Genomic DNA, 15202 nt, shown 5'->3' on the forward strand with positions numbered 1-15202 from the left:
CTGAATTATTCATTCTATTTTTCGCCGAAAAAATAACAAATCGGTTTGAAATGCCGGTTCAACTCACTAGAATCGGATCAACAGCATCCCGCCGGGATGACGGAGAAGACGATTATGGCGATGGCGACCAGCCTGAGAGAATTACAGGAGCAGATCCGCGCACGGTACGATTCCCTGAGCAAGCGTTTGCAACAGGTGGCGCGTTATGTGCTGGACAACACCAACAGTGTAGCGTTCGACACCGTCGCGGTGATCGCCGAGCAGGCAGACGTGCCCCCTTCCACGTTAATCCGTTTCGCCAACGCGTTCGATTTCAGCGGTTTCAATGAAATGAAACAGCTATTTCGTATGAATCTGGTGGAAGAAACCGCCAGCTATACCGACCGGGCGCGCTTATTTCGCGAGATGGAAGACCGGGTGCCAGAACGCCCGCAGGACATTTTGCATGAATTCGCCCGTTCCAACGCACAGGCGATGCAACAACTGGCCGCCCGCACCCAGCCAGACGATCTGGAAAAAGCGGTCGACCTGCTGGCACAGGCTGACACTATCTACATCGTCGGGCTACGGCGTTCATTCAGCGTCGCCACTTACCTCTGCTACGCCCTGAGTCATCTGGAAAGCCGTCCGGTACTGGTTAACGGACTGGGTGGGATGTTTCGCGAACAGCTATGCCGCCTGAGCGACAAAGACATCGTGGTCTCCATCAGCTTCTCGCCTTACGCGCAGGAAACCGTGATGGTCAGTGAAATGGCCGCCAACGCCGGTGCGCGCCAGATAGTGATCACCGACAGTCAGCTAAGCCCGCTGGCCACCCTGAGCGACCTGTGCTTCGTGGTAAAAGAAGCGCAGGTCGATGCCTTTCGCTCCCAGTCCGCCACGCTGTGTCTGGTGCAATCGCTCATGGTGTCGCTGGCGTACCGTCAGGGCAACAGCCTGCGTCAACGTGAAGAAGGGCAAAAAAGTGCCTGAACGGCACCGACGAGAGAAATTTCAGCCGGGTCGCCCTCCCGGCAGTCAGGTTCATCATCCCTGGTTGACGCTCTCATACCTCACGCTGCTACTGTCACAAACGCAATGAAATCGGGTTCGCCCCCTCTCTTTTTACGCCCTTTCTTTCATATGGGTTAATTCTGCATCACCACCGAAAAAGACAGCCCCCAGTTACCTGAAAAAAGTCCCGCCTCGCGGTATGAAGTGATACTCTTGCACCCACGGATCAAGACGTTTGACTTAGAGCCTATCCCATTAGGTGCCAGACAGTTCAACGATCCTAATAACAGAAAACGATCCCATAACGGAAAGAGTGATATGAGTAAAATTCGGGTTGGCGTGGTTTTTGGTGGTAAATCCTCTGAGCACGAAGTGTCACTGCAGTCCGCAAAAAATATTGTGGATGCCATTGATAAAACGCGATTCGATGTGGTGTTACTGGGCATCGACAAGCAAGGGGAATGGCACGTCAACGACGCCTCCAACTACCTGCTCAACGCCGATAATCCAGCGTTGATCGCCCTGAACCGTTCCAGTCAGAATGTGGCGCTGATCCCAGGACAAACCCACCATCAGTTGATCGATACAACCAGCGCCAGCGCGTTGTCGCAGATTGACGTTATTTTCCCAATCGTTCACGGTACGCTGGGCGAAGACGGCTCATTGCAGGGCCTGCTGCGCATGGCGAACATCCCGTTTGTCGGCAGCAGCGTGCTGGGTTCCGCCGTCAGTATGGATAAAGACGTCACCAAACGTCTGTTGCGCGACGCAGGGTTGCAAGTCGCTCCGTTCGTCACCCTGACCCGTGCCAACCGCACCCGCCATCATTACGACAGTGTGACCGCCGAGCTCGGTTTGCCGCTGTTCATTAAACCCGCCAATCAGGGGTCGTCCGTCGGCGTCAGCAAGGTGCGTAATCAGGCAGAATTCGATCATGCTGTCGAGCTGGCGTTCCGTTATGACCATAAAGTGTTGGTGGAGTCCGCGATTATCGGACGGGAAATTGAGTGTGCGGTGCTGGGTAATGACTACCCGAAAGCCAGTGTCTGCGGCGAAATCGTGTTGCATGACGAATTCTATTCCTACGACACCAAGTACATCAACGAAGACGGTGCCGCTGTGGCTATCCCGGCGGTGATGGACGACGACGTACACCAGCATATTCGCGACATCGCCTTGCGGGCATTCCAGGCATTAGAGTGTCAGGGTATGGCGCGGGTAGACGTCTTTCTGACACCGGATCAGCAGGTTGTCGTCAACGAGGTCAACACCCTGCCCGGCTTCACTAACATCAGTATGTATCCCAAATTGTGGGAAGCCAGCGGCCTTGACTATACCAGCCTGATCACGCAACTGATCGAACTGGCGCTGGAGCGCCACGCGCAAGACAGTAACCTGCAAAGCTCGGTACGCACCTGATGGTACCGCTCCGGTACGCGCACGACGCCTGCCGGAGCCTGTTAACTCAGATACGACTCAGGGCGGTAAAAGCCTCGGCCGTCATGGATGGATGGAAATCGATCACATCGTAATTTGCTACCGCCTGGAACGGATCCTGTTTAAGAAACGCTTCCAGCTCTTCTCGTCCGACACTTTTGGCCAGAATAACACCGCCAGTACGCGGTTTTTTACGTCCGGAAGCCACAAACAGGCCTTGTTCATATCCTCGCTTCAACCAGGTTACATGCCGTTCCAACAAGGTTTCCACATCATCCAGCGGCGCATGGTATGTCAGACTGATGATATACATGGTTACTCTTCTCTTTGTTATTAATCGGTATTCGGCCAGCGCCCTTGCTGCAACACCACCCGGTAACCGTCAGGATCACGGAAAGTTTTTCCCTGCCGCTCCCAATAAGGATTAAATGACGCCACCATGCTGAAGCCGGCCTGCACCATACGATCGCAGGCCTCTCGCCAGCGTTCATGGTCAGGCATGTACAGCACCAGTAAATCGTCTTCCGTCGGCGCCGGCATGATCGGATGAGTATGACAAAAGGTAAACTCAAGGTGCCAGGCCAGCCCCTGCTGTCCCAGCATAACACCACTAAAGCCATCGTGTTGCGCAAACGAGCCAAGTTTCTGTAACCCCATGCCGTCACAGTACATTCGCTCACTCCGTTGCAGGTCCGTTACTGGCCGAGCTATGCGTAATGTGGTCATGCGTCACTCCTTTTCTGTTGATGGTAAAGACAGTGATATCACGAATAGTCCCTATCGGCCACGCTGCTTATTCCCCTTTTTTATCATGGTATTATATGAAATAGTACGTCGATGACTGGTTACCTGGGAGCCCGTGATGCCCACATATTGCACGCCGCTGTTTACCATCCGGCCAGAGGCCGTTGATCAGCCGGACATTCTGACGCTGTTGGAAAAACTGGATGCTTATCAATCGACGCTGTATCCGCCAGAGTGCTGCCACTTTACCGATTTGCGCACACTGGCCGCTGACGAGCTGATTTTTCTGGTGATCCGCCACCGTGACGGGCACGCGGTAGGTTGCGGCGCTATCGTGCTGCGTCAACCGGGAGAAGGTGAGATGAAACGCATTTATGTCGAGCCAACCTATCGTGGCAGCGGCGCAGCAGATCAGTTACTGCGTCAGTTGGAAAAACAGGCGTCTCTGGCGGGGTGTCAGGTCATCCGGCTCGAAACCGGCATCCATCAGCCACAAGCTATCCGGCTCTACCAGCGTCATGGTTATCACCTGCACGGCCCATTTTTTCCTTACGGCGACGATCCGCTTAGCGTGTATATGGAAAAAAAGCTGGATGCGTGATCCGAAAAAACGATTGCGGATCCTAAAGCTAATACTGTATATTTAGCCAGTATTTTTCATGGAGATGCGGCTGATGTATGTAGAGCTGGTGTACGATAAGAGAAACGTGAGCGGGTTACCCAACGCGGCAGAGCAGATAAAAAACGAACTCACCAAACGGATCCACAAGGTGTTTCCTGATGCGGAAATCAAGGTAAAACCGATGCAGGCCAATGCCATCAATTCCAATGCCAGCAAACAGGACAAATCCACCATCAACCGGATCATCGAAGACATGTTCAATGAAGCCGACGAATGGCTGGTGCAGGAATAACCACTATCCCATGCCGACCGGCGCTTCTGACACCCTCCGTCGGCATGGACAAAAAGCAATGCAGCGCCTGTCGGCAACCCGCGATAGGCAAGATGAGAGAGACGAACACCGCGCAGGTTCGCTGTCGGTTAAGCATTCATCAAACATCGGCTACACATCGCGAACTGATCACCTGACGGGGACGATTACTCGTAATACTCAATTTTGGTCGTATGCGTCAGTGTGGTGACCGTTTGCGCCACGCCTTTGCCATTCGATACCAGCACCTGGCACACACGCGGGTTAAAATGCTGGTCATACTGGCATGTGGTACGGGTCACGCTAACCTGCTGGTTGTCTTCTGTCACGATAACCGTAGCATCCAGCCGTTTTTGCATCGGCGCATCACTTTGCATCTCCACGCGGGTCACCTTGCCATTTTCCGGTGAAACAAACGTCATGCTGACCGGGAATCCCTCATCATCGTAGCGGTAACGCGCCAACGGCGTTGGTCGATCGCGATATACCACCTCGCTGATAGCCTGCTTATCGTCAGAACGGTAGCTCAGGCGACCATCTGAGGTTTTCGCCAACTGGCAGTGTTCCGTCAGTTGAAACAACGCTTGTCGATCGCTCTTTTCTAACAGCGTCTGCCCCGCTCGCACCAAATCCAGGTCAAAGTTCATCGCCGGTTGATAGGTGCGTAACGTCACAAGGCATCCTTCGGCATCAAATGTCCCATCCACATAGGCAGTCACTTTGCCTGCTTCGTCGGTCTGGGTTTGGGTAAAGTGCTTCACCTTCCCCCGTAGCGCATCAAAACCAAAGATATTGGAAAGCCCAGCCAATACCGGGTTCACCGGCTCAGGCGTCGGTTTTCGATCACACCCTGCCAGTAATACCACCAGCGCCATGGCGTGTAGTTTCATAGTCCTTACCCTGGATACCTTGCTAAGTCGCGCCAGTTTACGCCAATTCCAAAAGAGAGGATAAAGATAACGCGCCATCATTTCTGAGAAAGCTGGGAAAGAATAAGGATATCGCCAGACAGAAGCACTCACGCCGTCGCCATCATGGGCGATGGCATCATGTAAACCGCTACGGTTTCCTGCTGACGTCGTGACGACAGGAACACCTGACGTATCCCCAACGAGTGGAAACCACATTTGAGTAACACCCGGCCAGACGCCACGTTCTGCGGCAAATGGCAGCCGTAGATTTTCGCGACACCTAACTGACTAAACGCGAACTGGCATAACGCCCGACTGGCTTCGGTGCTCAATCCTCGTCGTCGAAAATCAGCGCTCAGCCAGTAACCGATCTCCGGCTGGGCGGTATCCAGCGCCACCAGCGAAATGGAACCGATCAACTGCTGGTTTTGCGATAAACAAATGGCGTAGGCCACACCTTTACGCTGTTCCCAATTGCTGTGCAAATCAGTAATCCAGTTAGCGACCGTTTCACGTGGACAAGGATAGGGAATCAACATGGTCATGGCAGAAATATCAGGGGTGCTGTTAAGCAAAACGCAGACATCAGTGATGTCTGACGCCTGTAATGGTCGCAACAGAAGATGTTCGGTAGTCAAGGTAGGTTGCCGCATCAGATTCTCCTCATCAGTCGCCTCCCGTCATCGTGTCTACGGGCGCGCTGTTAGGTGGCATCATAGCGGAGCAGAGTTCCAGCCGACGCGAATCTCGTCGGCTTACTATACCGTTTACTATGCAGCATCACCTGCCGCTGATGTCGCTTGTCAGCAACGATCAGGAATACAGGCTGTTAGCCGCCTGTTCACTCTCTTCGCGGGAATACCCGCCGTAAGTCATGGCTGTGATAAAAGAGGCTCGGTCAGTTTTAGGATACACCTTTTCATGCAATACCAGTCGACCCACCTCTTCCGGCGTCAGTTGCGGAAACTGTTCATGAATACCACCGACCACATCCCGACTGGCGTAGCCAAGCATACGAATGATAGCGGCAATCTCCAGTGGTGACGTTTCATCCTGATAGGTCGAATAAATCACATCGGCTATCAGTTTCGAGGTCAGCACATTGATCTTGGATACATCGCTATAACGGCTACCCAGCGATTGAACAATATGATTGATAGCATCTTCCGGTCCATAACCTCTTTCACGAATTCGGGTTAATACCGAAATCATTTTGTCTCTCAGATCGTTAAACATAGTGCTATTCCTTCGTCAAAGTCGATAATCAACCCGAAGCGCGCGAAGGCTATCCCTGAGGTATAAACAGATTTCCTTAATGGTCGCGTCTGGGATTTTCCTGCCTGTCTGCCGTTACCCCGCATCAGCAGGCCCGGTGCTTTAATTTCAGCATAGGCGCAGATGCCTATCCTTCCACTGGTATTTCCTGCTTTGCGGGCAAACGCCGAATTTTTACACTGACCCGGTAACACGCGTCCTGGTCAGCACCTGTTACCCATCACTACACCCTAATTCTATTAACGATACATTAATATTGTTTTTTATCGCTGCGCTTATATTCCTGATAAGAATGCGACACCGGTAAAGTTGATGGTATGACCATCGTTCACAAAACTGCACAAGCCCGTTTTTAGCTGGTATTATCTCCCACCCTATGCTACTGCGCCTGCACGCCATACACATATTGCAACAACCCAGTGAGCTATAATCGGTCAACAAAACCCGCTGAATGTTGATAATGGCTGTCTTTGTTTTGTCGGGCCATCCTTCAGCAAGGAGGTTTAATCATGATTACCACCGACGGTAATAACGCTGTCGCCTCAGTCGCCTGGCGCACCAATGAAGTTATCGCTATCTACCCTATTACCCCCAGCTCTACCATGGCCGAACAAGCCGCTGCCTGGTCGAGCGACGAACGTAAAAATATTTGGGGAGATACGCCGCGCGTCATCGAGATGCAGTCCGAAGCGGGGGCTATCGCGACGGTGCATGGCGCATTGCAAACCGGTGCGTTATCCACGACCTTCACATCGTCACAAGGGTTGTTGTTAATGATCCCAACGCTGTACAAGCTGGCCGGTCAGTTAACGCCGTTTGTACTGCATGTCGCGGCTCGTACCGTGGCTACCCATGCGTTGTCGATTTTCTGCGACCATTCAGATGTGATGGCGGTACGCCAGACCGGTTGCGCCATGCTGTGTGCCAGTAATGTGCAGGAAGCACAGGACTTTGCGCTGATTGCTCAGGTAGCCAGCCTGAACAGCCGCCTGCCGTTTATCCATTTCTTCGACGGCTTTCGCACTTCGCACGAAATCAACAAAATAGAACCGCTCAGCGACGCCCAGTTGCATAGTCTGCTGCCGCAAGCGGCGATTGACGCACATCGTGAGCGTGCACTTACTCCTGAGCGTCCAGTGATTCGTGGCACCGCATCGAACCCGGATACCTTTTTCCAGGCCCGTGAAGCCACCAACCCGTGGTACAACGCGGCATTCGGCCACGTTGAACAGGTCATGAACGACTTCGCCCGCGAAACCGGTCGTCAATACCAGCCGTTCGAATACTACGGTCATCCGGATGCCACCCGCGTTATCGTAATGATGGGCTCTGGCGTCGGCACCTGCGAAGAAGTGATCGACACCCTGCTGACTCGCGGTGAAAAAGTGGGGGTAGTGAAAGTGCGGCTGTACCGGCCGTTCTCTGCGCAACACCTGCTGGCGGTCATCCCGCAAAGCGCGCAATCCATCGCGGTATTGGACCGCACCAAAGAGCCCGGTGCGCTGGCTGAACCGCTGTATCTGGATGTAATGACCGCACTGGCGGAGGCGTTTTCACGAGGTGAGCGCCCACTTATGCCGAAGGTCATTGGCGGCCGTTATGGGTTATCGTCAAAAGAGTTCACCCCACAATGCGTTGAAGCGACGTATAAAGAGTTGGCGCTTACTAACCCCAGGCCGCGTTTTACCGTGGGTATTTATGACGATATCACCCACCTGTCGTTGCCGCTGTCCGACCAACCGATGCCGACCCAGATGTCTCTGGAAGCGCTGTTCTACGGGCTTGGCAGCGATGGCACCGTTTCGGCTGCCAAGAACTCGATCAAAATCGTCGGCAATTCGACACCGCTGTTCGTTCAAGGCTATTTCGTTTACGACTCCAAAAAAGCCGGTAGCCTGACAGTATCGCACATGCGCGTCGGCCCGCACCCGATTCACTCTGCTTATCTGATTGAGCAGGCTGATTTCGTGGCCTGCCACCAGTGGCAGTTCATCGACAAATACAGCATGGTGGATCGCCTCAAGCCAGGCGGTATCTTCCTTATCAATACGCCATACAGCGCTGACGATCTGTGGCACCGACTGCCGCAGGAAGTACAGGCCGGTCTGAATCAGCGTCAGGCCCGGGTGTACTGCATCAATGCGGCGAAAATCGCACGTGAATGCCAGTTGGGCGCACGCATCAACACCGTGATGCAAATGGCGTTCTTCCATCTGACACAAATCCTGCCGGGCAACGATGCGCAAGATAAGCTGCGCGCGGCTATCGCCAGCAGCTATGGCAACAAAGGCCAGGAATTGGTGGAGCGCAACTGGCGGGCACTGGACGCAACACTCGACGCGCTGGAGGCCGTCGCACTTGAGCCGGTCAATCCCCAAAGCGCATGCCGCCCACCGGTCGTCTCCGACGCGGCACCTGATTTTGTCAAAACCGTCACCGCCGCGATGCTGGCCGGTCTGGGCGACAGCCTGCCGGTTTCCGCCCTTCCGCCGGACGGGACCTGGCCTGTCGGCACCACACAGTGGGAAAAACGCAACATCGCCGAAGCCATCCCGCTGTGGAAGCCAGATCTGTGTACCCAATGTAACCACTGCGTGGCCGCCTGTCCGCACTCCGCTATTCGCGCCAAAGTAGTGCCAGCCGAGGCGATGACCGATGCACCGGCGTCGTTACAGTCGCTGGACGTGAAAGCGCGTGACATGCGTGGTCAGAAATATGTGTTGCAAGTCGCGCCAGAAGACTGCACCGGCTGTAATCTGTGCGTGGAAGTCTGCCCAGCGAAAGATCGCCAAAATCCAGAAATCAAAGCCATCAACATGGAACCGCGTCTGGAACATGTGGCGACCGAGAAAACCCATTACGATTTCTTCCTCAAGCTGCCGGAAATTGACCGCAGCAAACTGGAACGCATCGATATTCGTACCTCGCAGTTGATCACACCGCTGTTCGAGTATTCCGGGGCCTGCTCCGGTTGCGGCGAAACCCCGTACATCAAGTTGCTGACCCAGTTGTATGGCGATCGACTGCTGGTCGCCAACGCGACCGGGTGCTCCTCGATTTACGGCGGCAACCTGCCGACAACCCCTTGGACCACCGACGCCAACGGCCGAGGGCCTGCCTGGGCCAACTCGCTGTTTGAAGACAACGCCGAATTCGGCCTGGGCTTCCGTCTGAGCGTCGACCAGCACCGTCAGCGCGCCCTGCGTCTGCTGGCAGAACTTAAGCCACAACTGCCTGCTGAACTGGTGGCCGACCTGCTGGAGGAATCGGTTGCTGCCGATGTACAACGCGAGCAGATTGCCCGCCTGCGTCAGTCGCTCAGCGCCATCGACAGCGCCAATGCTCGTCAGTTGGCCGCCGATGCCGATCATCTGGTGGATAAATCCATCTGGCTGATTGGCGGTGACGGTTGGGCTTACGATATCGGTTACGGCGGTCTTGACCACGTGATGAGTCTGTCGGAAAACGTCAACGTGCTGGTACTGGACACCCAGTGCTATTCCAACACCGGCGGTCAGCAATCTAAAGCCACCCCGCTCGGTGCCGTCACCAAGTTTGGTGAACACGGCAAACGCAAGGCACGCAAAGACCTTGGTGTCACCGTCATGATGTACGGCCATGTCTATGTGGCGCAAATTTCACTGGGTGCTCAGTTGAACCAAACGGTGAAAGCGATTCAGGAAGCGGAAGCCTGGCCGGGTCCTTCCCTGATCATTGCCTACAGCCCTTGCGAAGAGCACGGCTACGACCTGGCGTTTAGCCACGACCAAATGCGTCAGTTGACCGCGACCGGCTTCTGGCCGTTGTACCGCTTCGATCCACGCCGTACGGCAGAAGGGAAACCGGCACTGGTGACGGATTCCCGTCCACCGTCAGCCAGCCTGAGCGATACCCTGCTCAATGAGCAACGTTTCCGTCGGCTCAATACGCAGCAACCGCAAGAAGCGGCACGGTTGTATGAAGAAGCCGAAGCTGACTTGCGCCGCCGCTATGACTTCCTGAGCTTGCTGGCAGGCAAAGCAGAGAAAAACGCACAGGAATAAAGAATAGAAACGCGCTGGCACCTTCAGTCGTTCAACACCGGGAGTGAGAAATCACTCCCGGTTTTTTTTAGCTAACAACGCCTGACGACTCTTATTCGATTTTTTTGTTCGTATCCTTCATCCGTCGCCTTATTTCCTGCTCCAACACGTCAGTAGCCTGAAATATGAGTGGGATATAATGTAATGGATTGTACATCTGGTTTTCCTGCCGACCTTCTGCACATATAATGCGCATCCGGGCTTTATGATCCGGATAACAACAATTCCTTTGCCGCAATGGCTTTTAACACTCAACAAAGATATGAAAATGAGTATTCGCGCGATCCTGACGTTAGTTGTGGCGGCGGCTGCTTTCAGCCAGACAGCACTCGCCGTAGTTTATCCATTGCCAGCACCGAATAGTCGGCTGGTAGGAGAAAACATCCAAGTTACGATTCCCAGCGGCAGTACCGATGCGCTGGAGCACTTTGCCGCCCAGTATCAGATGGGGCTGAGCAACTTGCTGGAAGCCAACCCAGGCATTGATGTCTATCTGCCGAAACCGGGCACCACCATGACGGTGCCGCAGCAACTGATTCTCCCCGACGCACCGCGCGAGGGCATCGTGATCAACAGTGCCGAAATGCGCCTGTATTATTACCCGAAAGGTTCCAAAACCGTGGTGGTCTTGCCGATTGGTATCGGCCAACTCGGCAAAGATACCCCGATCAACTGGGTGACGTCGGTACAACGTAAGAAAGAGCGTCCGACCTGGACACCGACTGCTGCCATGCATGCGGAATACGCGGCTCGCGGCGAATATCTGCCTCAGGTTTACCCGGCGGGTCCGGATAACCCGATGGGGCTGTATGCGCTTTACATCGGCAAGCTGTACGCTATCCACGGTACGAACGCCAACTTCGGTATTGGCCTGCGCGTTAGCCACGGTTGCGTCCGTCTGCGCGATAAAGACATCAAGTACCTGTTTGAACACGTTCCGGTCGGTACCCGCGTTCAGTTCATCAACGAACCGGTAAAAGCCACGGTGGAACCCGATGGTTCACGGTATGTTGAAGTACACAATCCGCTGTCTCGTACCGAAGCTGAGTTCAACTCTGACACGCCGGTGCCGCTGCAACTGAGCCCGGTCGTCGCCAAAGTACTGTCTGACGCCAGCGTGAGCGAAAGCGCGGTTGACCAGGCACTGCAAAACCGTTCTGGTATGCCGACGAAAGTGAACGGTGCCGATGACAACATCGCCCCGATCGCGCCTGCTGCTCCGGCTGCACCACAGGCACCGGCTATCCAGCAGACCAATGCACCGGACAACGCACAACCGGCAGCGCCTCAGGCACAACCTGTCGTCACCGACGCCAATCAGGCTGCCGCGGCTGACAGCAGCAAATCCTGATTACTACAGATGAATGCTTTTCCCAGGGCAGCGTAAGCTGCCCTGTTTATTTTCAGTCCGACACGATTCCTCATTAGTCCGTTTCATCCTGTCCTATCCGTCATCGTCTGACGTTCTCCTTTGGTGTTCACTGTCTCACGCTTATCGCCTGATGCGTCTTATCCGTTTGCCGCCCGGCTATTTTGTCCTCACTGCACAAAATCAATTGACTTATCATTAATTGATTTGTTAACTAATGACACTGTCATCTATTTAAACGGAACTCACCATGCCACAGACAGAATCTGCAGCTCGCCGACGTTTTGCCATCCAACTGGGACAGACCACCCGCCTGTGGCGTCGAGTCATTGACCGGGAATTGCAGCCATTCGGCTTAACCCAGGCCAGTTGGCTGCCCTTGCTGTTTATTGCTCGTGGAGAAACGTCCACCCATCAAAAAGCGCTGGCCGAATCATTGGGACTCGATGCCTCTGCGGTGGTACGGATACTGGATAATCTACAAAAACAGGGGCTTATTGAACGTCGGGAAGGCCATGACCGCCGTTTTCGCGAGATTCATCTCACCGCACTCGGGCAGGAACAGGTGAAAAAGGTGGAATCCATCGCCTGGCAGGTGCGCAATCAGGCGCTGGCCGGGGTATCAGAGCAGGATATTCAACAGGTCAGCCGGACTATCGATCAGGTTATTGCTAATCTCTCCCGCAACGAAAACAGCCACCCATGAACCATCACCTATCCAGACTGACGGGATTTCGCCGTCTTAGCCAGCGTCAGCGTACTTTTTTGCTGACAGGTGTCGTCCTGTTATTGCTGGCATTGCTGATGCTAGCCTATTGGTTTCACCAGCGTTTTACACACATCAGCGAAACAGATGCCCGTGTCATGGGGGAAGTGATCTCGCTGGCCAGCCGCGAAGACGGTTGGGTGACAGCCCGTCCTGTCATTGACGGCGATATCATCCACAAAGACCAATTACTGGCACAAATAGACGATCGCGATGCCCGCCTACGACTGGCGGAGCAGGAAGGCAATCTGGCCGCAGCAGACGCGCAAATTGCCTACAGCCAGACCCAGCGCCAGGTCACCGACCTCACGACCCAGGCAGCGTTGGATCAAGCGCGTGCCAGACTGGCATCCAATGACTCCGCCGTCAGCAACGCCGGTTATCAGCTCAGCCTGGCCCAGAACAACTTTCAGCGCGATGATCAATTACTGAAAAGTAACCTGACCGCCCGTAAAACCTGGGACGAATCCCACACCCTGCTGTTGCAACGCCAGAGCGAGCTGCGTGAAGCCGAAGCCCAGCGTACAGCGCAACAAGCTGAACTGAACAACGCCTTAGCGCAGCGCAACACATTGCAGGTGCTCGACAGACAAATAGAGATGCAGCGTCAGCAGCGTATTGCGTTGCAGGCGCAAGTCGATCAGATCAAACAGGAGATCGCCGACCGGGCGTTACGCTCCCCAGTAGACGGCGTCGTGGATCGTACCATCGTCAATGTGGGCAGTTACGCACAAACCGGTCAGTGGATCATGCTGGTACACGATCCGCGTAACCTGTGGGTCGAGGCCAATATCAAAGAAACGGCCATTGGCCGGGTACGAGTCGGCCAACATGTCGATATTCAGGTCGATGCTTACCCGGATAAGCATTTCAGCGGCCATGTTATCCGGGTTGGCGATGCTGCCACCAACCAGTTTGCGTTGCTGCCAAGCCCCAATCCTTCTGGCAACTTCACCAAAATTACCCAACGCGTCCCGGTCCGCATCGCGCTGGATTCCCAGAATAACGGCCTGAAACCGGGCCTGATGGCGGAAGTGAGCATCAATGTCGCCGATTGAAGCCCAGGCAGCCCGTTTTGGTCATCGCTACCGCTGGCTGGCGACGGTGACAATTATGCTGGGTACGATCGCCACCACCGCGACTGCTACCATCGTTAATGTCGCGATGCGTGACATCATGGGTGCATTCGGTATGGGTCAGGATCAGGCACAGTGGCTATCCACCGCCTTTCTGGCCTCAATGACCGCGACCATGCTGATCACCGCCTGGATGCTGGAGCGCTTTGGTTACCGCGCCACTTACGTCGGCTCACTGGCGGTGTTCATCGCAGGCAGCCTGCTTGGTACCTTCAGTCAGAGCAGTACTGAAGTGATCCTGGCTCGTGTTCTGCAGGGTAGCGCCAGCGGCGTGATCCAACCGCTGGCGATGATCATCATTTCGCAGGTTTTTCCGGTATCGGAACGTGGCAAAGCGATGGGAATTTACGGTGTCGGGGTGGTGCTGGCACCGGCGCTGGGGCCAGCCGCTGGCGGATTGATGGTCGACCAGCTCGACTGGCGTGCCGTCTTCATGGTGGTGGTGCCGTTCTGTCTGGCTGGGATCGCCGCAGCATGGGTGATCCTGCCCGCTAAAAGCACACAGACGACGAGTACACCGCGTCGTTTCGATACAGTGGGGTTTATTCTACTGGTCATCGCGCTGACCTCACTGTTGGCCGGGTTATCCAATGGGCAGCGCGAAGGCTGGGACTCATTTTTCATTCTCTGCCTGCTCACCACCGCCGTGATAGCCACACTGGCCTTTATTATCCGTGAATTCACCACACCGTACCCGTTGCTCAGCCTTAGGGTGTTCGCGAACCCGGCGTTTACCTCTGGCTGTGTTGTGGCATTCGCATTGGGGGCAGGTATCTACGGTTCGACGTATATCATCCCGCTGTTTGTTCAAAGTATTCAGGGGTATACCCCGACCCGCTCCGGTCTGTTGCTGATGCCGGCCGGGCTGGCGCTCGGTATGGTTTTCCCACTGGCGGGCTCGCTCAGCGACAAGCTCAAGCCCCATCTGCTGGTGATTTCAGGCTTAGTGTTGTTTGGACTATCCTGCTGGTTATCCAGCGAGGCAGATACCGATACACCATTTTGGACCATGGCCTGGTGGATAGTCATTGGGCGTATCGGGCTTGGGGTCATGCTGCCTGCCATGAACGCTGGCGCATTGCGGGCACTGCCCCCGGCGCAACTGGCGCAAGGCGCAGGCAGTCTCAATTTTATCCGCCAGTTAGGCGGTGCGATGGGGGTCAACCTGCTGTCGGTATTTATTGAACGACGCGCGACATTCCACGGCCAGATGCTGGCACAATCGCTCACACTGGATAATATCCGCAGCACCGATGCCATCCGCCAGCTCAGTCTGTTGTTCGGTCACGGTGGTAACCCGCTTGGCGACCCACTCAGTACCCACATCAACCCAGGGATCATGACGTATCTGGAATCCATGCTAACGCCCAAAGCGCAGATGTTTGCTTATCTGGACGGCTTTTTTATGGTGGCGTTGTTCTTTTTTCTGGCGATAGTCCCCGCCTGGCTTATCCGGCCTCGCCCGGTACTGGCCCCAACCTCGCAGGTAGAGACGGTAAAAGCCCGCTCATGACACTGTGAACAGTCTTCAGAACACGTGATATGACAGTTGCCGCC

The 15202-nt window shown here is 54.8% G+C and carries 14 protein-coding genes; 9 read left to right on the forward strand and 5 right to left on the reverse strand.

Going from position 1 to position 15202, the window contains the following annotated elements; translation table 11 throughout:
• Positions 1 to 114 precede the first annotated feature (114 nt).
• Together FGI04_RS15140 and ddlA are read left to right on the forward strand one after the other, a co-directional pair.
• Entirely contained in the window at positions 115 to 972 is an 858-nt protein-coding gene (locus FGI04_RS15140) for a MurR/RpiR family transcriptional regulator (RefSeq protein WP_012883443.1), read from the forward strand.
• 339 nt (positions 973 to 1311) lie between these two features.
• Complete coding sequence (ddlA, locus tag FGI04_RS15145) at positions 1312 to 2412, forward strand: D-alanine--D-alanine ligase (RefSeq protein WP_342700088.1); 1101 nt, start codon at positions 1312 to 1314, stop codon at positions 2410 to 2412.
• Positions 2413 to 2458: 46 nt separating this feature from the next.
• Here the strand turns inward: ddlA and FGI04_RS15150 are convergent, their stop codons facing one another.
• Together FGI04_RS15150 and FGI04_RS15155 are read right to left on the reverse strand one after the other, a co-directional pair.
• Positions 2459 to 2743, reverse strand: coding sequence for a YciI family protein (locus FGI04_RS15150; protein WP_407336947.1), 285 nt, complete (start codon positions 2741 to 2743; stop codon positions 2459 to 2461).
• A 20-nt stretch (positions 2744 to 2763) separates the two neighbouring features.
• A complete protein-coding gene (locus FGI04_RS15155) occupies positions 2764 to 3156 on the reverse strand; it encodes a VOC family protein (protein WP_342700090.1) in 393 nt (130 codons plus the stop codon).
• A 136-nt stretch (positions 3157 to 3292) separates the two neighbouring features.
• Between FGI04_RS15155 and FGI04_RS15160 the strand changes: the two genes are divergently transcribed.
• The gene (locus tag FGI04_RS15160; RefSeq protein WP_407320913.1) at positions 3293 to 3775 is read left to right on the forward strand and encodes a GNAT family N-acetyltransferase; all 483 of its coding nucleotides are present in this window, start codon (positions 3293 to 3295) and stop codon (positions 3773 to 3775) included.
• A 73-nt stretch (positions 3776 to 3848) separates the two neighbouring features.
• On the forward strand, positions 3849 to 4088 hold the full coding sequence (locus FGI04_RS15165) for a DinI family protein (protein WP_342700092.1): 240 nt from the start codon (positions 3849 to 3851) through the stop codon (positions 4086 to 4088).
• A gap of 185 nt (positions 4089 to 4273) precedes the next feature.
• On the opposite strand, the gene FGI04_RS15170 is transcribed toward FGI04_RS15165, so the two are convergent.
• The 3 genes from FGI04_RS15170 to FGI04_RS15180 all read right to left on the reverse strand — a co-directional run bounded on the left by FGI04_RS15170 (position 4274) and on the right by FGI04_RS15180 (position 6253).
• A complete protein-coding gene (locus FGI04_RS15170; RefSeq protein WP_407336948.1) occupies positions 4274 to 4996 on the reverse strand; it encodes a YnfC family lipoprotein in 723 nt (240 codons plus the stop codon).
• A 128-nt stretch (positions 4997 to 5124) separates the two neighbouring features.
• Positions 5125 to 5670, reverse strand: a complete 546-nt coding sequence (locus FGI04_RS15175) for a GNAT family N-acetyltransferase (protein ID WP_407336949.1) — start codon at positions 5668 to 5670, stop codon at positions 5125 to 5127.
• Positions 5671 to 5830: 160 nt separating this feature from the next.
• Positions 5831 to 6253 carry a hypothetical protein gene (locus FGI04_RS15180; protein ID WP_342700095.1) on the reverse strand — a complete coding sequence of 141 codons (423 nt, stop codon included), beginning with the start codon at positions 6251 to 6253 and terminating at the stop codon, positions 5831 to 5833.
• A 548-nt stretch (positions 6254 to 6801) separates the two neighbouring features.
• Between FGI04_RS15180 and nifJ the strand changes: the two genes are divergently transcribed.
• From nifJ to FGI04_RS15205, 5 genes are all read left to right on the forward strand, one after another.
• Positions 6802 to 10335, forward strand: a complete 3534-nt coding sequence (nifJ, locus tag FGI04_RS15185; protein WP_407336950.1) for a pyruvate:ferredoxin (flavodoxin) oxidoreductase — start codon at positions 6802 to 6804, stop codon at positions 10333 to 10335.
• Positions 10336 to 10642: 307 nt separating this feature from the next.
• On the forward strand, positions 10643 to 11725 hold the full coding sequence (locus FGI04_RS15190) for a L,D-transpeptidase family protein (RefSeq protein ID WP_342700097.1): 1083 nt from the start codon (positions 10643 to 10645) through the stop codon (positions 11723 to 11725).
• Between the two features lie 268 nt (positions 11726 to 11993).
• On the forward strand, positions 11994 to 12449 hold the full coding sequence (locus tag FGI04_RS15195) for a MarR family winged helix-turn-helix transcriptional regulator (RefSeq protein ID WP_342700098.1): 456 nt from the start codon (positions 11994 to 11996) through the stop codon (positions 12447 to 12449).
• Positions 12446 to 13567 (forward strand): HlyD family secretion protein, encoded by a 1122-nt coding sequence (locus FGI04_RS15200; protein ID WP_407320909.1) that lies wholly within the window; start codon positions 12446 to 12448, stop codon positions 13565 to 13567. The genes FGI04_RS15195 and FGI04_RS15200 overlap by 4 nt, the downstream gene beginning before the upstream one ends.
• Positions 13554 to 15158 (forward strand): DHA2 family efflux MFS transporter permease subunit, encoded by a 1605-nt coding sequence (locus FGI04_RS15205; RefSeq protein ID WP_407320908.1) that lies wholly within the window; start codon positions 13554 to 13556, stop codon positions 15156 to 15158. The genes FGI04_RS15200 and FGI04_RS15205 overlap by 14 nt, the downstream gene beginning before the upstream one ends.
• Positions 15159 to 15202 lie beyond the last annotated feature (44 nt).

It is taken from the genome of Dickeya ananatis (assembly GCF_019464615.1).
GTDB lineage: Bacteria > Pseudomonadota > Gammaproteobacteria > Enterobacterales > Enterobacteriaceae > Dickeya > Dickeya oryzae.